Source organism: Streptomyces coacervatus, assembly GCF_029223485.1.
Classification (GTDB): domain Bacteria; phylum Actinomycetota; class Actinomycetes; order Streptomycetales; family Streptomycetaceae; genus Streptomyces; species Streptomyces coacervatus.
The window spans coordinates 31,060-51,225 of the sequence record NZ_JARHTP010000005.1 but is presented as its reverse complement, the minus strand read 5'-3'; the positions used below and the strand labels follow the sequence as shown (position 1 = coordinate 51,225).

Below are 20,166 nucleotides of genomic sequence, written 5' to 3'. Positions count from 1 at the left end.
GGAGGCAACCGTCACAAGGCAGTCACGATCCCCCGGTTGACAGCGGACGCACACTTGCCGACCCATTCCCGCGGGCGTAGACCAGATCACACGGGACAGCGCTCGACGTTCGACGAAGATCGAAGAACGGGGCAGTGATGCGCAGCACGAGCAGCAAGAACCGGACACGCAGGGCCGCCAAATCCGCAGCCGCACTCCTCGCAGCGGCACTCGCGCTGGCACTCACGGGCTGCGGCGGAAGCGGCAACAAGAGCAGCAACGGCGGTGGCAGCTCGTCGAGCTCAGGCTCCGTCACACTGCCCAAACTGAGCGGCCAGACGCTTGAGGTGGCCGCCGTCTGGACCGGCGCCGAGCAGGACAACTTCATGAAGGTCATGGACGAGTTCAAGAAGCGCACCGGCGCCAAGGTCGACTTCGTGCCGACCGGCAACAACACCTCCACGTTCCTCGGTACCAAGATCCAGGGCGGCAAGCCGCCGGACGTCGCGTTCCTGCCCCAGGTCGGCGTGTTGCACCAGTTCGCGGACAAGGGCTGGCTCAAGCCCCTCGGCCCGGAAGCCAAGGCCCAGTTGGAGAAGAACTTCTCCAAGGGCTGGGTCGACCTCGGCGCCTGGAAGGGCAAGCAGTACGGCGTTTACGCCAAGGCCGCCAACAAGTCCCTGGTCTGGTACAACACCAAGGCCTTCGACGCGGCGGGCATCACGCAGGCGCCGAAGACCTGGAAGGACTTCCTCAGCACCGCGCAGACACTGTCGGACGCCGGCTCACCCGCCGTGTCGGTCGGCGGCGCGGACGGCTGGACGCTCACCGACTGGTTCGAGAACGTCTATCTCTCCCAGGCGGGCCCCGAGAAGTACGACCAACTGGCCGCACACAAGATCAAGTGGACCGACCCCTCGGTCAAGCAGGCCCTGACCACGCTCGCCCAGCTCTGGGGCAAGAACGACCTGATCGCGGGCGGCACCAAGGGCGCGCTGAACACGGAGTTCCCGAAGTCGGTCACGCAGACCTTCTCCGGCTCCACCCCGGCGGCGATGGTCTTCGAGGGCGACTTCGTCGCGGCGAACATCAACGGTGACACCAAGGCGAAGCTGGGCACGGACGCGAAGGTCTTCCCGTTCCCGGCGGTCGGCTCCCAGGCCCCCGTGGTCAGCGGCGGCGACGTGGCCGTGGCGCTGAAGGACAGCAAGGGCGCGCAGGCGCTGCTGACGTTCCTGGCCTCCACCGACGCGGCGGAGATCTGGGCGGCGCAGGGCGGCATCCTCTCCCCGAACAAGGAGATGGACCAGTCCAAGTACAAGGACGCGATCACCGGCCAGATCGCCAAGCAGCTGCTCGCGGCCGGTGACGACTTCCGCTTCGACATGTCCGACCAGGCACCGGCGGCCTTCGGCGGCACGGCGGGCATCGGCGAGTGGAAGGACCTGCAGGACTTCCTGAGGAACCCGAAGGACGTGGCCGGCACCCAGCAGAAGCTGGAGGCCGACGCGGCCAAGGCGTACGCGGCGGGCTGACGGCGAGGCCATGACGTCCGTAGCGAATTCGGCAGGGGGCGCCGGCGCACTGCCGACGCCCTCCGTCTCGCCGCGCAAGAGCGTCACGGGGACACGGCTGTGGGTGGCGGTGCTGTTCCTGCTGCCCGCGTTCGTGCTTCTCGGGGCGCTCGTGGTCTACCCGATCGGGTACTCGGTCTGGCGCAGTCTCTACGACGCCGACGGCTCCGGTTTCGTCGGGCTGAAGAACTACGGCGACATCTTCAGCAACAGCGCCACACTGACCGCCGTACGCAACACCGCGATCTGGGTGGCGGTGGCGCCGGCCCTGGTCACCGCGCTCGGTCTGATCTTCGCCGTGATGACCGAACGGGTGCGCTGGGGAACGGCGTTCAAGCTGATCGTCTTCATGCCGATGGCGATCTCGATGCTCGCGGCCGGGATCATCTTCCGTCTCGTCTACGAGCAGGACCCGGGCCTGGGCGCCGCCAACGCGGTCGCCAAGTCGATCCACGACACCTTCGTCTCCTCCTCCGTCTATCCCAACGCCCGGCCGAACGCGACGGCGAGCGATCTCAAGCCGTCCGGCGGCGGCTCGTTCACCACGACCGGCACCGTGCACGCGGGCACCCCGGCCCTGCTCCCTCTCGTCGGCATCGCGCCCAACAGGCTGCCGGGCACTCCCGAGAACGCGAAGACGGCGAGCGGTCCGGGCATCACGGGCACCGTCTGGCTGGACTTCAAGCTGGGCGGCGGTGGCACAAAGGGCAAGGTCGACCCCGGTGAGAAGGCGCTCAAGGGCGTGAAGGTCGAGGCCGTGAAGGGCGGCAAGGTGGTCGCTTCCGCGAAGAGCGGCGCCGACGGCACCTTCACCCTCCCGGCGAGTGCCGACGGGGCCCAACTCAGGCTCCCCGCCTCGAACTTCTCAGCACCGTACAACGGCATCGACTGGCTCGGCCCGACGCTGGTCACCCCGGCCATCATCGGCGCGTACGTATGGATGTGGGCGGGCTTCGCGATGGTGCTGATCGCGGCGGGCCTGGCCGGCGTCGACCGCAACCTGCTCGAAGCGGCCCGCGTGGACGGCGCCAACGAATGGCAGGTGTTCCGAAGGGTCACCGTCCCCCTCCTCGCCCCCGTCCTGGTCGTCGTCCTCATCACGCTCATGATCAACGTGATGAAGATCTTCGACCTGGTCTACATCATCGCCCCGCAGCCCAGCCAGGACGACGCCAACGTCCTTGCCCTGCAGCTGTTCCTGTCGTCCTTCGGCGGCGGCGGCAACGAGGGCGTCGGCAGCGCGATCGGCGTCATCCTGCTGCTGCTCGTACTGCCGGTGATGTTCGTGAACATCCGCCGGCTGAGGAAGGAGCGTCAGCGGTGACCACCCTCGACACGACCGTGCGCGCCAAGCGCACCCTCGCCGCGCGGGTGGCGAGCGGTACGGCGGGCGGGGTGATGCGGATCTTCCTGATCGTGGTCGCCCTGTTCTGGCTGGTGCCCACCTTCGGCCTGCTGGTCTCCTCGTTCCGCGACCCGACCGACATCGCCGCCTCGGGCTGGTGGAAGGTGTTCACGGCGCCGAGCCAACTGACCGCCAAGAGCTACCAGTCGCTCCTGGAGAAGGACGCGATCACCCACGCGCTGTTCAACACCGTCTGGATCACGGTCCCGGCCACGCTCCTCGTGGTGCTGCTCGGCGCGATGGCCGGATACGCCTTCGCCTGGATGGACTTCAAGGGCCGCGACTGGTGGTTCCTGGTCGTCGTGGCACTTCTCGTCGTCCCGGTCCAGGTCGCCCTGATCCCGCTCGCCGATCTCTTCGGCCGGATCGGGATCTTCGGCGACATCATCGGCGTGGTCCTCTTCCACGTCGGCTTCGGGCTGCCGTTCGCCATCTTCCTGCTGAGGAACTTCTTCGCCGAGATCCCGCGTGAACTCCTGGAGGCGGCACGGCTGGACGGCGCCGGCGAGACCCGGCTGTTCCTCACGGTCGTCATGCCGCTGGGCGCGCCGGCGATCGCGTCCCTCGGCATCTTCCAGTTCCTGTGGGTGTGGAACGACATGCTGGTGGCGCTGGTGTTCTCGAACGCGGAGTCGCAGCCGCTGACGGTCGCACTGCAGCAGCAGGTACGGCAGTTCGGCAACAACATCGACGTGCTGGCACCCGGCGCGTTCATCTCGATGGTGATCCCGCTGGCCGTGTTCTTCGCGTTCCAGCGGCAGTTCGTCTCGGGCGTGATGGCGGGAGCCGTCAAATAGCCCGTAGGACAACGGGATTGAGGGGGTGGGACGTTACGGTCCCGCCCCCTTTCGTTCACCCAGGATCCCCCGTATGCCGCAGGCACCGTAACCAAGTCACTCCATCGGCCGTTCCCGGGCAAGGCCCTGTAGTCCGCGCCGACCCATGGATGTCCTTTGCCCAGGTTCAGTGTCATCGTCCCCGCGTACAAGGTTCAGGCGTATCTGCACGAATGCCTGGAATCGGTGCTGTCGCAGTCGTATCCCGATCTCGAACTGATCGCCGTCGACGACTGCTCGCCGGACTCGAGCGGCGCGATCATCGACGAGTTCGCGGAGCGTGACCCGCGCGTGCGCCCCCTGCACCTGGCCGAGAACCAGGGTCTGGGCCGCGCCCGCAACGCCGGTCTGGAGCAGGCGAGCGGCGACTACCTGGTCTTCCTGGACGGCGACGACACCCTCACCCCGCACGCCCTGCGCTCCATCGCCGACCGGCTGAAGGAGACGGGCGAGCCGGACGTCGTCGTCTACGACTACGCGCGCACGTTCTGGTCGGGCGAGATCGTCCGCAACGTCGTCGCCGACCAGCTCACCGAGCAGGGCCCGGCCCCCTTCCGCCTGGAGGACCGCCCGGGCCTGCTGAAGCTGCTGATGGTGGCCTGGAACAAGGCATACCGGCGGGAGTTCGTCGAGCGCGAGGGCTTCGCCTTCCCGCCGGGCTACTACGAGGACACCCCGTGGACGTTCCCGGTGCTGATGGCCGCGGAGTCCATCACGACCCTCGACCGGGTGTGCGTCCACTACCGGCAGCGGCGCCAAGGCAGCATCCTCTCCACCACCAGCCGTAAGCACTTCGACCTCTTCGAACAGTACGACCGTGTCTTCGCGTTCCTCGACGGGCGCCCCCAACTAGCCCGCTGGCGGCCGGTGTTGTTCCGCCGGATGGTCGACCACCTGACGAAGGTGTTCTCCCACCGCGACCGCCTGCCGCGCGGCTCGCGCGCCGAGTTCCTGCGCAAGGCCCGCGCCCACTACCGCCGTTACCGCGTCCCCCGCACCCCCGTCGCGGGGTCCCGCCTCCGCCACACGCTGATCCGCTGGGGCCTGCACCGCACGTACCGCGCCCTGCAGTTGGCGGCCGCCGCGCACCGCCGCACGGCCAAGCTCGCCGTCAAACTCCTGCGCAGCGTCAGGTCGACGGCCCTGCGGCTGCACTACCGCATCCAGCTCCGGCTCCCGCTCCGCGCCGACCGTGCCGTCTTCACCGCGTACGACGGTCGCGGCAAGGGCTGCAACCCCGGCGCCCTGGAGGAGGCCTTCCGCGCCTTCGCGCCGCACATCCGCACGGCCTGGACCGGCCGCCCCGACACGGCCGCCTACTGGACGGCCCTGGCCCGCTCCAAGTACCTGGTCAGCAACACCGGCTTCGAGCCCCGACTGGTCAAGCGCACCGGCCAGGTCCTGATCCAGACCCTGCACGGCACCCCGCTCGCGCACATGGGCCTCGACCTCCAGGAACGCCCGGCCGCAGCACACGGCCTGGACTTCGAGGGGCTCCTCGCCGACGTCGACAAGTGGGACTACGTCGTATCGGCCAACCGCCACTCCACCCTCACCTGGGAGCGCGTCTACCCGGGCGGCTACACCACGCTCGAATACGGCTCCCCGCAGAGCGACGTGTTCCAGAAGGCCACCTCGACGGAGGTCACCCGCCTCCGCGCCGCCCTGGGCATCCCCGAGGACACCGTCGCGGTCCTCTACGCCCCCGCCCACCGCGACCACCGCCGCACCCAGCACTCCCCCCTGGACCTGGAACGCCTCCTGCGCCGCCTGGGCCCCCGGTACGTCGTCCTCGCCCGCACCCAGAGCCCCGTCCCGCCCGGTGCACGGATCATCGATGTGAGCGGCCACCCCGGCGTCGAGTCCCTCTGCCTCGCCTCGGACGTCCTGCTCACCGACTACTCGTCCCTGATGTTCGACTACGCGGGCCTCGACCGGCCGATCGTGATCCACACCCCCGACGACGACCGGGCCGCGTACGAGGCGGCCCGCGGCACCTACTTCGACGTGCGTGCCTGTCCGCCGGGTGCGGTCGCCCGCAGCGAGGACGAGCTGATCGACATCTTCGCCACCGGCCACTGGCGCGGCTCCCGCTCCACCCAGCTGCGGACCGCCTTCCGTGAGCGCTTCTGCCCGTACGACGACGGACGCGCCGCCGAACGCGTCGTACGCCATGTCGTCCTGGGCGAGCGGGACCTGCCGGTGACCCCCTTCGCCGAGCGCCACCCCGTGCCCTCCGCGGCAGCGGCCCTCGCGCACCCCCCGCAAGCCACCGTGCCGCAACCGACCGCTCCGCTGACCGTCACCGACAGCCACTGAACACCGTTCTCACTCCGGGGAGTTCGCATGCCCTCCAGCCCGTCGCGGCCCACACCGAGCCGGCCGTCCACCTGGCGTCCCACCGGGCGGCCGGGACGCCGTCGCAAAGGTTGAGACGCATCCGGGCCGCCCCGCAAGAACAACGACAGAAAGAGCAGAATGCCCCGCTTCAGCATCATCGTCCCGTCCCATGGGGTGGCAGGCCGGCTGTCCCAGGCGCTGGACTCCGTTCTCGCGCAGTCCTTCGGCGACTTCGAGCTGATCCCGGTCTGCGACGGCCCCGACACGCCCACCGCGGACATCGTCGCCGGATACGCCGAACGGGACTCCCGGCTGGCCCCGGTGCACTCGCCCCCCACGGCCGGTCTGGCCGGGGCGCGCAACACCGGGATGCGGGCGGCGACCGGTACATATCTGCTGTTCCTGGACTGCGACGACACCTTCGTCCCCGGCGCACTGGCGGCACTGGACACCCGCCTCACCGAGACGGGCGACATCGACGTCCTGTACGTCGAGCACGAGCGCGTGCCCTGGTGGGAGGGCGAGCCGACCAACCCGGCCGCGCTGCTCCTGCCGAAGACACCGTCGGGCGCCTTCTCCCCGGACCAGGTGCCCCAGCTGACGGGTGTGCAGCTCCCGGCGTGGAGCGCGGCCTACCGCCGGGCCTTCCTGGCCGAGGAGTGCATCGTCTTCCCCAATGGCCACTTCACGGATGTCGGCTTCGCCGGCCTGGTCACGCTGAGGGCCGAGAAGGCCGCGGTACTGCGCCAGGTCGTCGTACGGCATCTGGTGCGCAGACAGGGCAGCCGGCTCGCCCTCCCCGGGGAGCACCACCTCGAACTCCTCGCCCAGACCGACCTGGTGCTCACCCGCGCCGCCGAACAGGGCCTGTCCGACGACCGGTTGTGCCCGCTGTTCGAGCAGCTCTTCGCGGCCGTGCTGAAGACCGCCGCCCATCCCAGGCGGCTGTCCGGCAGGCGCCGCGCCTTCTTCCGGCTGGCGAGCAGGCTGTACCGCCGCCACCGCCCCGCCGAGCACCGGACGCCGGGCGGCAGTCTCGGTGTGCAGCACCGGCTGCTGGCGACGGGGGCGTACACCGCGTTCCGTGCGCTGCGGGGCGCCAACCAGGCGGCGGCGAAGGCGGCCGAGCGCCTGCCGCGGCCGCGCATGGTGCGCACCCGCCTGCGGTACGCGCGCGATCTGCGCCGCCCGCTGGACCCCAACCTGGTGGTGTACTGCGCCTATTGGGGCCGCGGCTATGCCTGCAGCCCGGCCGCGATCCACGCCAAGGCCCGCGAACTCGCCCCGCAGCTTCGCTCGGTGTTCCTGGTCGAACCGGACCAGGAACACACCATGCCGGACGGCATCGAGTACGCGGTCATCGGCAGCGCGAAGTACTGGGACGTGCTGGCCCGCGCCAAGTACCTGGTCAACAACGCCAACTTCGCGGACGCCGTCGTCAAGCGTCCCGGCAGCGTCCATCTGTCGACCCAGCACGGCACCCCGCTGAAGAAGATGGGCGTCGACCAGGCGACGTATCCCGTGGTGGCCTCGGCGACCGGCAGCTTCGCCAAGCTGCTGGCCCGTATCGACCGCTGGGACTACAACCTCACCTCCAACAGCCACTCCACCCAGATGTGGGAGCGGGCCTTCCCCGCCGCGCACGAGACCCTTGAGTACGGCTATCCGCGCAACGACGTGTACTACACGGCGACGGCGGACGACGTGGCCCGTATCCGGCGGGAGCTGGGGGTCCCGGAGGGGAAGACGGCCGTCCTGTACGCGCCCACCCACCGCGACTACCACACGGGCTTCGAGACGGGCCTGGACCTGGAGGCCTTCTGCGAGGAGGCCGGCGAGGACGTGGTCGTGCTGCTGCGCGCCCACTACTTCTACGACCAGGGCAAGGCGCAGAGCACCGGCCGGATCATCGACGTCACCGCGCACCGCTCCTCCGAGGACGTGTGCCTGGCCGCCGACGCGCTGATCACCGACTACTCGTCGATCATGTTCGACTATGCCAACCTGGACCGGCCCGTCGTGGTGTACGCGGACGACTGGGACGTCTACCGGGAGACCCGGGGCGTCTACTTCGACCTGATGGAGAGCCCGCCGGGGCCGGTGGCGCGGACGCCCGAGGAGCTGGCGCGCGTCTTCCGCGACGGCTCCTGGGCGGGAGCGGAGTCCACCGCGGCAAGGGCCGCCTTCCGGGAGCGGTTCTGCCAGTTCGACGACGGACGCGCCGCCGAGCGGGTCGTACGGCGGGTGCTGCTCGGGGAACCGCCCGAGTCGATCCCGCCCGTGATCCCGCTCGCCGAGCGCACCCCGGCCCCGGTCCCCGCCCTTGTGAGGAACTGAAACCCGTGCCCCGCTTCAGCATCATCGTCCCCGTCTTCAAGGTGCAGGGCTTCCTGCGCGAGTGCATCGACTCGGTGCTCGGACAGTCGTACCCCGACTTCGAGGTGATCGCCGTCGACGACCGCTCGCCCGACGGCTGCGGCGCGATCCTCGACGAGTACGCGGAGCGCGACGAGCGGGTGCGGGTGCTGCACCTGCCCGAGAACGTCGGCCTGGGCCGGGCCCGCAACGCCGGTCTGGCAGCGGCCCGCGGCGACTACGTCCTCTTCCTCGACAGCGACGACCACTACACGCCGGGCCTGCTGGGCGCGGTCGCCGACCGGCTGAAGTCGGCCGAGGACCCGGACATCCTGGTCTTCGACCATGTCCGCACCCACTGGTGGGGCCGGGGCGGCCCGAGCGACGCCTCCGCCCTGCTGGCCGCCGCGGGCCAGGACGTGTTCAGCCTTCGCGAAAGCCCGCAGTACGTCCATCTGTTCCTGGTCGCCTGGAACAAGGCGTACCGGCGTTCCTTCTTCCAGGAGCACGGGCTGGAATACGCGCCGGGCCTGTACGAGGACGCGCCCGTCACCTACCGCTCGATGGTGCTGGCCGACCGCATCGCCTGTCTGAACCGGATCGGCGTCGAGTACCGGCAGCGCCGGCAGGGCGCGATCACCAAGACGCCGGGGCGGCGGCACTTCGACATCTTTCCGCAGTACGAGGGCCTGTTCGCGTTCCTGGAGGAGCGCGAGGACCTGGCATGGGCGCGCCCCCTCCTCTTCGAACGAGCCCTGGACCACATGCTGTTCGTGCTCGCCCGCGAGGACCGGGTGACCCCCGCGGACCGCTCCGCCTTCTACCGCGAGATGCGCTCCTTCCACCGCCGCCACTGCCCCGAGGGCTTCACCCCACCGGACGGCGCGCGCGGCACCGAGATGCGGCTACTGGCGAGCGCGCCGTACGTCTCGTACGCGGCGCTGCGCGGGGTCCGCGGTCTGCGCAGGATCGCCGGGGCGGGCAAGCGGCATACGCTGGACAGGGCGTCGGGGGCGGCCCAACAGGCCTGGTACACCGCCCAGTCGAGGCTGCCGCTCGATCCGCAGCTGGCCGTCTACTCGGCGACCCACCACGCGGGCATGCACGGCGACCCGGCCGCGATCCACGCCAAGGCCCGCGAACTCGCGCCGCACATCCACGGGGTGTGGGTGGTCCGGGAGGACGCGGTGGACTCGCTGCCGCCCGGCGTCGACCATGTGGTGCCAGGCTCACCGCGCTACCACGCGGTCATGGGACGGGCCACGTACTGGATGAACAACGTCAACTGGCCGGGCTCGCTGGTCAAGCGCCCGGGCCAGGTCCACGTCCAGACCCACCAGGGCACCCCGCTCAAGTACATGGGCGCCGATTTGCTGGACAAGCCCGGCGCCCGGCACGGCTTCAGCGTGCCGAAGATGCTGCACCGCGCCGACCGCTGGGATCTCAGCCTGGTCGCCAACCGCCACTCGGAACTGGTGTGGGACCGGGCGTACCCCTGTCACTTCACCTCGCTGCGGACGGGCAGTCCGCGCAACGACGTGCTGGTCGAGGCGCCCGCGGAGCACTCTGCGGAGGTCCGCGCGCGGCTCGGCATCCCCGCCGGGAACACGGTCGTGCTGTATGCGCCGACCCGCCGCGACTACCGCCGGGGCGGACACGTCGACCGGATCGACCTGGCCCGGTTCGCCGCGGACCTCGGCGCCGGCCACACCCTCGTCGTACGCCTGCATCCGACCCTCGCCACCGGCACGGCGCGCGGGCTGGGCCTCGCCGACCTGCACGCACGGGGAGTCCTGCTCGACGCGACGGACGAGCCGCACGTCGAGGACCTGATGCTCGCCTCCGATGTGCTGGTGACCGACTACTCGGCCCTGATGTTCGACTACGCCAACCTGGACCGGCCGATCGTGGTCCACGCCGACGACTGGGGCGCGTACGCGGCGAGCCGGGGCGCCTACTTCGACATCACCGCCGAGGCGCCGGGCCATGTGTCGCGCTCCTACCGGGAGTTGGCATGGCTGTTCACCTCGGAGACCTGGCGCGACGAGGAGTCGGCGGGGCTGCGGGCCGCCTTCCGGCAGCGGTTCTGCGAGTTCGACGACGGGCGGGCCGCCGAGCGGGTGGTACGGACGGTGCTGCTGGGCGAGGAGATGCCGGAGCCCCGGACGGCCCCCGTCCTGCCCGCTCCGGCCGCCGAACGGGCTCACTCGATGCAGTGACGGCCCCCAGTGACGGCCACGACCTGCGCCGGCTGATGCCGGCGCAGGTCGGGTGATCCGTTGATCCGTGAGACCTACTCGATGACGAGGTCGACCTCGATGTTGCCGCGGGTGGCGTTGGAGTAGGGGCACACCTGGTGGGCGGTCTCGACCAGCTTGCGGCCGGTCGCCTCGTCCACGGTGTCCGGCAGCTCCACGCGGAGGGTGACCTTCAGACCGAAGCCCTCGCCCTGCTTGCCTATGCCGACCTCGGCGGTGACGGCGGCGTCGGTGACGTCGACCTTCGCCTGGCGGCCGACCAGGCCGAGGGCGCTGCCGAAACAGGCGGCGTAACCGGCGGCGAACAGCTGCTCCGGGTTGGTGCCCTCCCCGTTGCCGCCCAGCTCCACCGGCGGGGCCAGCTTGAGGTCGATCCTGCCGTCGTTGGAGACGGCGCGACCGTCACGGCCGTGGGTGGCGGTGGCGACAGCGGTGTAGAGCGCGTCCATGGAAAACCATCCCTCTCGAAGTCACGTTCCGGCGGCTCTTCCTCGACCGCCTCACGACCACAAGTAGAGCACACAATTCAATTGCGCACAACTTAATGGCGGGCAAGAGCTATCCTGGGGACATGAGCAGCACGACGCCCACCACACCCGACACACCCGCGGAAGCCACGACGGTCACGACGGCCACGACCGACTGGCTCCGGCTCGACCAGCAGATCTGCTTCTCCCTGAACGCCGCGTCGCGCGCCTTCGGCGGCGTCTACCGGGTGATCCTCAAGGACCTCGGGCTCACCTATCCGCAGTACCTGGTGATGCTGCTGCTGTGGGAGCACGGCGATCTGCCGGTCAAGAAGCTGGGCGAACACCTGCGCCTCGACTCAGGCACCCTGTCCCCGCTGCTCAAGCGGCTGGAGACGGCCGGCCTGGTACGGCGTGAGCGCAGCGCCCGCGACGAGCGCTCGGTGGAGGTACGGCTGACCGAGGAGGGCGCCGCCCTGCGCGACCAGGCGGTTCAGGTGCCGCGCCGGATCGTCGCGGCGACGGGCTTCGACGTGGACGAGATCCGGCAGCTGCGGTCCCGCCTCGACGAGCTCACTCAGGCATTGGACGCGGCCACGGCCGCGGAGACGGCGGGGCGGCGGACGTAGAGGAGGATGGTCACCCGGCCGCTCACATAGCGCTCCCGGGCGATGAACTGCTCCTCCACGACCGCGAGTTTGACGCGCTCGGTCGGGTCGGCCGGCAGCAGGCCCGAGCGCAGGACCCGCGACTGACCGACGACCCAGACCCGGTCCACATCGGCCAGCCTGCGCCGCAGCTCCGCCGGCGTGGTCTCGATGCCGCTCAGCGTCCCCGACCGCGGCCCGGACTCCCGCAGCGCGATGTCCCGGGCCCTGCGGAAGGCTTTCGGATACGTGAGCGCCGTGAGCCGCCAGTTCGACGGCAGGAACAGCACGGGATCGCCGGGACGGATGTCGCGGGCGGCCCGGGCGGCCACGGCACCGAGGTTCTCGGGGCGGTGCCCCGGCGTACGGTCCTGCCGATAGAGGGGCAGGCACTGGACGAAAGCGAGGGCGACGGCCAGGACACCGGTGAGGGTGCCGAGTCGGCCGTAGCGCAGGCGGTGGCCGCTCGGCCGGAACTGCACCAGGGCCGATACCACCCACTCCGCACCGGCGGCGGCCAGCAACGGCGCCCCCGCCAGCGCATACAGCACATACCGCTCGTGATACAGCGGCCGGATCTGCGATACGGCGATCAGGAGCGCCGGCGGCAGCACGAGCAGCGGGAGTGCGACCGCCGCCGGCCGGCCCGCACCGAGCCCCAGCACCATCAGCCCGAGGGACACCCAGAACACCGCCCCCTCCGGGCCGACGGCGAAGTCCTGCACCAGCTGTCCCGCCTGGTCCCACCCGGGTGTCACCAGCCACCCCACCTGCGCCGACTGCTTCTGCGACACCCACACCAAGGGCAGCAGTACGGCCCCCACCAGCCCCGCCGCCCGCCCCCAGCCCAGCCACACCTCCCTCGGCACCCGCAGGAGGGCCAAGGTCAGCGCATGCGCGCACAGCACCAGGGCGACCAGCTCGTGCAGCAGACAGGTCACGGCGAGAAGGCCCGCGTACCACCACCACCCGCGCCGCGACGGCTCCTCCACCGCCCGCACCAGCAGCAGCGTCGCCCCCGCGACGCCCGCCGCGACGAGCGCGTACGACCGCCCCTCCTGCGCGTAGTGGCCAGCCAGCGGGGTGACCGCGTACAGCAGCCCGGCCCACAGGCCGACCCGCGGCCGGACCAGCCGTACGCCGAGAGCCGCTACCAGACCGGCGGTCGCGGCGGCCCCGCACACGGACGGGAGCCGGAGGACGACCTCACTGGGGTCGACGGCGAGGACGACATGCATGAACAGGTAGTACAGGCCGTGCACGGCGTCCAGGCCGTGCAGCAGCTGCCAGATCTGCGGCACCGTGCGCCGCCCGACCAGGAAGGTGACGCTCTCGTCGCCCCACATGCCGCCGCGGTCGAGTCCCCACAGGCCGATCGCAAGCATGACGGCGGCGGGAACCGCCACGGCCACGACCTCCGCACGCACCCACCGACGGTTCGCCCGCCCCGTGTCCTCGCTCAGCACACGGCTGATTTTGTGCGGTCGGCAAGCTCTTACCGAGCATTGACGGTGTATTAGCACGCATACACCATTCGCCCGGCTTACGATCCGCGGTGATGAACGCCGTGATGACCACCGCCGGAAAACCCGAAAAAAGCAGCCTCCTCGCCCTCGCCGCCGCCTGGCTCGCGACCCGCGCCCTGATGCTGTGGCTGCTCGCGTACAACGCGGCACCCCTGCTCGGCGGGGGTGCGGTCGCACGGGAGGTGTGGCGCCTGTACCACCACTGGTACGGCATTCTCTCGCACGGCGCCTTCCCCGCGCACGACCCGCTCTGGCAGTACCCGCCGGGCGCCGGGGCCGTGCTGCTGTCGCCCGGGCTGCTGCCGGGCCTGACGTACTTCCAGGCGTTCGTCGTCCTCACCCTCATCGCCGACGCGGCGATCACTCTGGCGCTGGCCGTCGTGGGCGCCCGCCCCGGCCGCCGGCTCCTCGGGGCCGCGATGTGGGTGGGCGGCCTCCCACTCCTCCTGCACACCCCCCTCGCCCGCTACGACGTGCAGGTCACAGCCCTGGCCGTCATCTCCCTGTTGACGTTGCCGCGCTCCACGCGTGCGTGCGGGGTGTTCGCGGCGCTCGGCGCCCTGGTGAAGGTGTGGCCGGCGCTGGTGCTGCTGGGCACGCCGAGGGGGCGTACGACGCGTTCGGCGTGGGCGTGGGCCGCCGTCACCGGGGCCGGGTCGCTCGCGGTCCTCGCGGCACTGTTCGCCGACCCCTTCGACTTCCTGCGCCAGCAGGGCGGGCGGGGCGTGCAGATCGAGTCGCTCGGCGGCACGGCGCTCGCCCTCGCGACGCACGCCGGGTGGCCGGGGAAGGTGCGCTACCAGTACGGCGCCCTGGAGTTCACCGGCCCGTATGTGCAGACCGTCGCGCACATCTTGCTCGCACTCACGGCGGTCGCCTTCGGGCTGCTGCTCCTGTGGCGGCTGCGGGCCCGGCGCTGGACGCCCGCGACGCCGTACGACGCCGCGCTGAGCGCCGTGCTGCTGTTCACCGTGACCAGCAGGGTGATCAGCCCGCAGTACATGATCTGGCTGCTGGGCCTGGCCGCCGTGTGCCTGACCTCGCGGCACACCGTGCAACGCCCGGTGGCCGCCCTGATCCTGGCCGCGACCGCGGTCAGCGCCGTCGCCTTTCCGGTCCTGTACGGCCAGGTCATGGCCTGCACCTGGACGGGCTGCGCCCTGATGCTCACCCGCAACGGCCTGCTCGCCGCAGCCGCCGTACTGTCCCTCACCCGCCTGTGGCGCTCCACCCGCCCGACACCCGGAACTCCCGCGCCCGCGCGCGATGCGGGCCCGGTGGCCCGTCGCCTTCCCCAGCACTCCGGAGCGTAAAAAACCGTCGGCGGAGCCGGACTCCGCCGCCTGCTTCACTGTTACCCCACCACCACCCCACCACCACGGGCCAACTGACGAGGGGACGGCCGCACATGACCTGGCTGATCACCGGCGGCGCCGGTTACATCGGGGCGCACGTCGTCCGGGCGATGATCGAGGCGGGCGAGCGGACCGTGGTGTACGACGACCTGTCGACGGGCATCGCCGAGCGCGTGCCGCGGGGTGTGCAGCTGGTGGTGGGATCGACGCTGGACGGCGAGCGGGTCGGGCGCGCCCTCGCGGTCCACGATGTCACCGGGGTGGTCCATCTGGCGGCGAAGAAGCAGGTGGGCGAGTCGATGGACCTGCCCCTGCACTACTACCGGGAGAACGTCGAGGGCCTGCGCACCGTCCTGGAGGCAGTGACGGCGTCCGGCGTCGCGTCCTTCGTGTTCTCGTCCTCCGCAGCGGTGTACGGCATGCCGGACGAGACCCTGGTGACGGAGGAGACGCCCTGTCTGCCCATGTCGCCGTACGGCGAGACGAAGCTGATCGGCGAATGGCTGGTGCGCGCGACGGCCCGCGCGACGGGCCTCTCCACAGCCTCCCTCCGCTACTTCAACGTGGCGGGCGCCGCGACCCCCGAACTCGCGGACACCGGCGTCCACAACCTGATCCCCATGGTCTTCGAGAAGCTCACCGAGAACATGCCCCCGCGCATCTTCGGCGACGACTACGAAACCCCTGACGGCACGTGCGTACGGGACTACATCCACGTGATGGACCTGGCCGAAGCCCACGTCGCGGCCGCCCGCACACTCCAGTCGTCCCCCGGCCGCGACCTCACCCTCAACATCGGCCGCGGCGAGGGCGTCTCCGTCCGCGAAATGATCGACCTGATCAACGCAATCACCGGCTACGACCGCCCCCCGACGGTTGTGCCACGCCGCCCCGGCGACCCGGCCCGCGTCGTCGCCTCCGCAGACCGCGCCGCCACCGAACTGACCTGGAAGGCCAAGCACGACGTCCAGGACATGATCACGTCGGCTTGGGAGGGGTGGGTACGGGTGCATCCGGGGGCGGGGCGGGGCTAGCCTGCGCGGATGATCACCGCTACCGACCGCGCGCTGGGGACCGTCATCGGCTCCGCCGTCGGCGACGCCCTGGGCGCTCCCTTCGAGTTCGGCCCCGAGGGAGCATTCTCCGCCCGCTTCCCCGAGCCGGGGCAGGGCGGCGAGATGTGCGGGGGCGGTGGCTGGGACCCCGGCGAGGCGACCGACGACACGCAGATGGCGGTCCTCGTCGCCGAGTCCCTGCTGGAGCACGACGGCCTCGAACTGCCGGACGTCTTCGCCAGATTCCAGCGCTGGGCGGCCTCCGACCCGAAGGACATCGGCCTGCAGACGGAAGCCGTACTGGGCAGCGGCGACCCCTGGAACCTGGCCGCGGCCCTGCATTTCCAGACCAGCCAACGAGCCGCGGGGAACGGGGCGTTGATGCGGGCGGCCACCTCAGCCGTGTACTTCGCGGACGCAGGCCGGGAAGCCACGATGGACGCCGCCCGCCGTATCGCGGCTCTCACCCACGGGGACCGCGCGGCCTGGGAGGGCACCGCGATCTTCCATGAGCTGATGCGGGTCGCTCTGGCCGGGGGCGATCCGATCGCCGCCGTCCAGGACACACTCGCGGCGGTCCACCCCGACCACCGCGAACGCTACGCGCGCGTGCTCGCCGCCGACTGGCACCCCGACCTCGCGACGGAATTCAACGGGGCCGTGTGGCCCTGCCTCGCCTCCGCCGTCTGGGCCCTGCGCACCACCCTCTCCTACGAGTCCGCCGTACGCGCCGCCATCGACCTGGGCGGCGACACGGACACCGTCGCCGCAGTGACCGGCGGGCTCGCGGGAGCGGTGCACGGCATCGATGCCATCCCCGAACGCTGGACCGCCCCGCTGCACGTGCCCCTGCCGGGCTTCGGCGAACGGGTGCTCCGGACCCCGGAGTTGGCTGCGCTCGCGCGGCGGCTGCACGGCCGGGCGGCCTGAAGCTACCGGTTGTTCAGATACGTCAGCACAGCCAGCACCCGGCGGTGGCCGCTGTCGCTCGGTGGCAGGCTCAGCTTGAGGAAGACGTTGCCGATGTGTTTGTGGACCGCGCGTTCCGTGACGACGAGGGTCTTGGCGATGGTCGCGTTGTCGTGGCCCTCGGCCATCAGCGTCAGCACCTCGCGCTCGCGCGGGGTGAGCGAGTCGAGGGGCGAGTCCTTGCGTCGGGTGAGGAGTTCGGTGACGACCTCGGGGTCGAGAGCGGTACCGCCGGCGGCGACCCGCTCCAGCGCGTCGAGGAACTCGTCGACCCGGCCGACGCGATCCTTGAGCAGGTAGCCGAGCCCGCTCGCGCCCCCGGTCAGCAACTCTGCGGCGTACGACTCCTCGACGTACTGCGAGAGCACCAGCACCGGCAGCCCGGGGATCTGCGCGCGTGCCTCGATCGCCGCACGCAGGCCCTCGTCACGGAATCCGGGCGGCATGCGCACGTCGAGCACGGCGGCGTCGGGACGGTGTTCCAGGAGCGCGGGCAGGACCTCGGGGCCGGTGCCTGCCACGGCCACGACCTCGTGTCCGGCGGACGTCAGCAAGAGGACCAGCCCTTCGCGCAGCAGCGCGTTGTCCTCGGCGATCACGACTCTCACGGCAGGTCCGCCTCAACTCCGGTCACCGCAGGCGGCGACTCGCTTTCGGCCACCGGCGGCCGGGGACCGCAGCATACTCACAGTGCCTTCAGAGCCTCCGCGGTGGCCCGGGCCAGCGCCGCCAGGTACCCCTTCGGCAGCTTCGGGCTGCGGATCACCACCGAGCGCCAGTAGAGGGGCCCGGAGATCAGGTCGAGCGCCAGATCCTCGTCGAGGTGCCCGCTGATCTCACCGCGCTGCGCCGCCGCCACGATGATCTTGCTGGCAACGCCCTCCTGCCCCTCGCGCAGGGTCTTCTGCATGGCCTCGGCGATCTCGGGGTTGCGGGCGGCCTCGGCCTGCAGGTCCGGGATGATCTGCGAGGCCACCGGGTGACGCAGGGCCCGCGAGGTGACCTCGTACAGCAGACACAGGTCGCCCTCCAGGGAACCGGTGTCCGGCGTCGGCAGACCCATCACCGCTATCGCCGAGACGACGTCGAGGACCAGGTGCAGCTTGGAGCGCCAGCGGCGGTAGACCGCGGTCTTGCCGACGCCCGCGCGGCGCGCGATCCCCTCGATGGACATCCGCGCATAGCCGACGGCCGCCAGCTCCTCGAAGACGGCCGCACGGATGGCTTCCGTCACATCCTCCCGGAGTACGGCCGCCCCGGCGGGGGTGCGGCGGCGCGGACGCGTCTGGGGCTCGTCGGCGTTCGTCGTCATACGGACCAGCATAGGGCGTTACGACGAAACGGTTGCGTCCTGACGCGGGAGGCGTTGCGACGAAACGGTGTCGTCCCGACGCCTCGACCGACGAAGACGTGACGACGAAACGGTTGCGTTCCGACGCTGATTCGGCCTACGCTCGCGTTGCGACGATACGGACCCGTCCCGACGTAAGAGAACATGAAGAGAAGCGTAAGGAAACGCCGGGCAACGGACCGTCCGGCCGACGGGCCGGACGCCCACACCCCCCTCCCCCGAGTGAAAGCAGCGGATGTGAGCAGCCAGGTCCTCGACACACCGCCCCCGACGCCGGCCCCGGCCGACGACGACCTCGCGGCCCTCGCCGCCCGCCACGGCCTCTCGGTCAGCGGCGCCCGCCCCACCCTGCCCGAGTACGTCCGGCAGCTGTGGGACCGGCGCCACTTCATCACCGCCTTCGCCACCGCCAAGCTCACCGCCCAGTACAGCCAGGCGAAGCTCGGCCAGGTCTGGCAGGTCATGACCCCGCTGCTGAACGCGGCTGTGTACTACTTCATCTTCGGCGTCCTGCTGGGCACCAAGAGGCATGTGCCGGACTACATCCCGTTCCTGGTCACGGGCGTGTTCATCTGGACGTTCACGCAGAGCTCGATCATGGCGGGCACCCGCGCGATCTCCGGCAACCTCGGCCTGGTCCGGGCGCTGCACTTCCCGCGGGCCGCGCTGCCGATCTCGTTCGCCATCCAGCAGCTGCAGCAGCTGCTGTTCTCGATGGCGGCACTGGTCGTCATCCTGCTGTGCTTCGGCGTGCCGATCGCGTTCTCCTGGCTGCTGGCGGTGCCGGCCCTGGTCCTGCAGTTCATGTTCAACGCCGGCGTCTCGATGATCATGGCCCGGATGGGTGCGAAGACCCCGGACATCGCCCAGCTGATGCCGTTCGTGCTGCGCACCTGGATGTACCTGTCCGGCGTGATGTGGAGCATCTCCAAGCTGACCAAGGGCGACCACCTGCCGCACGCGCTGACGATCGCCCTGGAGACCAACCCGGCCGCGGTCTACATCGACCTCATGCGCTACGCGCTGATCGACAGCTTCCACTCCAGCCAGCTGCCCCCGCACGTGTGGGCGGCCGCGACCGGCTGGGCCCTGGTCGCCGGCGTCGGCGGATTCATCTACTTCTGGAAGGCTGAGGAGACGTACGGCCGTGGCTGAGCACATCACCGAGCGGACCCCCGTGCCCGCGGACAGCACGATCCCCACCGTCGTCTGCGACAGCGTCGACATCGTCTACCGGGTCAACGGCACGGGTGCCGGACGCGGCTCCGCGACCGCGGCCCTCAACCGCATGCTGCGCCGCCAGCAGGCCGAGAAGGCGGCAGGCGTGCGCACGGTGCACGCGGTCAAGAAGGTGTCCTTCGTCGCGTACAAGGGTGAGGCCATCGGCCTCATCGGCACCAACGGTTCCGGCAAGTCGACGCTGCTCAAGGCGGTCGCGGGCCTTCTCCCGGTGGAGAACGGCCACATCTACACCGACGGCCAGCCCTCCCTCCTCGGCGTCAACGCGGCCCTCATGGGCGACCTGACCGGCGAGAAGAACGTCTACCTCGGCGGCCTCGCCATGGGCATGTCCCGCGAGGAGATCAAGGAGCGCTACGACGACATCGTCGACTTCTCCGGCATCAACGAGAAGGGCGACTTCATCACCCTCCCCATGCGCACCTACTCCTCCGGCATGGGCGCCCGGCTGCGCTTCTCCATCGCCGCCGCCAAGGACCACGACGTGCTCCTCATCGACGAGGCGCTCGCCACCGGCGACCGTTCCTTCCAGCGGCGCTCCGAGGAGCGCATCCGCGAACTGCGCCAGCACGCGGGCACGGTGTTCCTGGTCAGCCACAACAACAAGTCGATCCGCGACACCTGCGAGCGGGTCCTGTGGCTGGAGCGCGGCGAGCTGCGCATGGACGGCCCGACCGAGGAGGTCATGGCCGCGTACGAGGAGTTCACCGGCGGCGCCGACAAGGCCAAGCCGAAGGCCGCCTGAGCACCTGCGACGCCCTGCGAGACCCTGCGCAAAAGGGGGCGCCCCGAGCCGATCCGGCCCGGGGC

Annotated in this window: 16 protein-coding genes; 12 read left to right on the top strand and 4 right to left on the bottom strand. The window is 70.6% G+C overall.

Annotated elements, in window-relative coordinates; translation table 11 throughout:
- Nucleotides 1–137: 137 nt before the first annotated feature.
- The 6 genes from P2Q00_RS13900 (at nucleotide 138) to P2Q00_RS13875 (ending at nucleotide 10,708) form a co-directional block, all read left to right on the top strand.
- Nucleotides 138–1,514 (top strand): ABC transporter substrate-binding protein, encoded by a 1,377-nt coding sequence (locus tag P2Q00_RS13900; RefSeq protein ID WP_275772756.1) that lies wholly within the window; start codon nucleotides 138–140, stop codon nucleotides 1,512–1,514.
- 10 nt (nucleotides 1,515–1,524) lie between these two features.
- The gene (locus P2Q00_RS13895) at nucleotides 1,525–2,877 is read left to right on the top strand and encodes a carbohydrate ABC transporter permease (RefSeq protein ID WP_275772755.1); all 1,353 of its coding nucleotides are present in this window, start codon (nucleotides 1,525–1,527) and stop codon (nucleotides 2,875–2,877) included.
- Nucleotides 2,874–3,755, top strand: coding sequence for a carbohydrate ABC transporter permease (locus tag P2Q00_RS13890; RefSeq protein WP_275772754.1), 882 nt, complete (start codon nucleotides 2,874–2,876; stop codon nucleotides 3,753–3,755). The genes P2Q00_RS13895 and P2Q00_RS13890 overlap by 4 nt, the downstream gene beginning before the upstream one ends.
- Before the next feature lie 156 nt (nucleotides 3,756–3,911).
- A complete protein-coding gene (locus P2Q00_RS13885; RefSeq protein ID WP_275772753.1) occupies nucleotides 3,912–6,113 on the top strand; it encodes a bifunctional glycosyltransferase/CDP-glycerol:glycerophosphate glycerophosphotransferase in 2,202 nt (733 codons plus the stop codon).
- 159 nt (nucleotides 6,114–6,272) lie between these two features.
- A complete protein-coding gene (locus P2Q00_RS13880) occupies nucleotides 6,273–8,471 on the top strand; it encodes a bifunctional glycosyltransferase/CDP-glycerol:glycerophosphate glycerophosphotransferase (protein WP_275772752.1) in 2,199 nt (732 codons plus the stop codon).
- A 5-nt stretch (nucleotides 8,472–8,476) separates the two neighbouring features.
- Nucleotides 8,477–10,708 (top strand): bifunctional glycosyltransferase/CDP-glycerol:glycerophosphate glycerophosphotransferase, encoded by a 2,232-nt coding sequence (locus P2Q00_RS13875; RefSeq protein WP_275772751.1) that lies wholly within the window; start codon nucleotides 8,477–8,479, stop codon nucleotides 10,706–10,708.
- Nucleotides 10,709–10,782: 74 nt separating this feature from the next.
- On the opposite strand, the gene P2Q00_RS13870 is transcribed toward P2Q00_RS13875, so the two are convergent.
- Nucleotides 10,783–11,196, bottom strand: a complete 414-nt coding sequence (locus tag P2Q00_RS13870) for an organic hydroperoxide resistance protein (RefSeq protein ID WP_275772750.1) — start codon at nucleotides 11,194–11,196, stop codon at nucleotides 10,783–10,785.
- Nucleotides 11,197–11,318: 122 nt separating this feature from the next.
- Between P2Q00_RS13870 and P2Q00_RS13865 the strand changes: the two genes are divergently transcribed.
- The gene (locus P2Q00_RS13865; protein ID WP_275772749.1) at nucleotides 11,319–11,843 is read left to right on the top strand and encodes a MarR family winged helix-turn-helix transcriptional regulator; all 525 of its coding nucleotides are present in this window, start codon (nucleotides 11,319–11,321) and stop codon (nucleotides 11,841–11,843) included.
- Here P2Q00_RS13865 and P2Q00_RS13860 read toward each other — a convergent pair.
- Nucleotides 11,792–13,327, bottom strand: a complete 1,536-nt coding sequence (locus P2Q00_RS13860) for a glycosyltransferase family 39 protein (protein WP_275772748.1) — start codon at nucleotides 13,325–13,327, stop codon at nucleotides 11,792–11,794. The genes P2Q00_RS13865 and P2Q00_RS13860 overlap by 52 nt on opposite strands.
- Nucleotides 13,328–13,419: 92 nt before the next feature.
- On the opposite strand from P2Q00_RS13860, the gene P2Q00_RS13855 reads away from it, so the two are divergent.
- The 3 genes from P2Q00_RS13855 to P2Q00_RS13845 all read left to right on the top strand — a co-directional run bounded on the left by P2Q00_RS13855 (nucleotide 13,420) and on the right by P2Q00_RS13845 (nucleotide 16,727).
- Nucleotides 13,420–14,700: a glycosyltransferase 87 family protein gene (locus tag P2Q00_RS13855; protein WP_275772747.1), complete on the top strand. Its 1,281-nt coding sequence runs from the start codon at nucleotides 13,420–13,422 to the stop codon at nucleotides 14,698–14,700.
- Between the two features lie 95 nt (nucleotides 14,701–14,795).
- A complete protein-coding gene (galE, locus tag P2Q00_RS13850; protein ID WP_275772746.1) occupies nucleotides 14,796–15,776 on the top strand; it encodes a UDP-glucose 4-epimerase GalE in 981 nt (326 codons plus the stop codon).
- Between the two features lie 9 nt (nucleotides 15,777–15,785).
- Nucleotides 15,786–16,727 carry an ADP-ribosylglycohydrolase family protein gene (locus tag P2Q00_RS13845; protein ID WP_275772745.1) on the top strand — a complete coding sequence of 314 codons (942 nt, stop codon included), beginning with the start codon at nucleotides 15,786–15,788 and terminating at the stop codon, nucleotides 16,725–16,727.
- Between the two features lie 2 nt (nucleotides 16,728–16,729).
- On the opposite strand, the gene P2Q00_RS13840 is transcribed toward P2Q00_RS13845, so the two are convergent.
- Together P2Q00_RS13840 and P2Q00_RS13835 are read right to left on the bottom strand one after the other, a co-directional pair.
- Nucleotides 16,730–17,374: a response regulator transcription factor gene (locus P2Q00_RS13840; RefSeq protein WP_275772744.1), complete on the bottom strand. Its 645-nt coding sequence runs from the start codon at nucleotides 17,372–17,374 to the stop codon at nucleotides 16,730–16,732.
- 77 nt (nucleotides 17,375–17,451) lie between these two features.
- Nucleotides 17,452–18,078 carry a TetR/AcrR family transcriptional regulator gene (locus P2Q00_RS13835; protein ID WP_275772743.1) on the bottom strand — a complete coding sequence of 209 codons (627 nt, stop codon included), beginning with the start codon at nucleotides 18,076–18,078 and terminating at the stop codon, nucleotides 17,452–17,454.
- A gap of 276 nt (nucleotides 18,079–18,354) precedes the next feature.
- On the opposite strand from P2Q00_RS13835, the gene P2Q00_RS13830 reads away from it, so the two are divergent.
- Both P2Q00_RS13830 and P2Q00_RS13825 read left to right on the top strand, forming a co-directional pair.
- Entirely contained in the window at nucleotides 18,355–19,272 is a 918-nt protein-coding gene (locus P2Q00_RS13830) for an ABC transporter permease (protein ID WP_275772742.1), read from the top strand.
- Nucleotides 19,265–20,101 (top strand): ABC transporter ATP-binding protein, encoded by an 837-nt coding sequence (locus P2Q00_RS13825; RefSeq protein WP_275772741.1) that lies wholly within the window; start codon nucleotides 19,265–19,267, stop codon nucleotides 20,099–20,101. Before P2Q00_RS13830 ends, P2Q00_RS13825 begins: the two co-directional genes overlap by 8 nt.
- The last annotated feature ends 65 nt before the right edge of the window (nucleotides 20,102–20,166 follow it).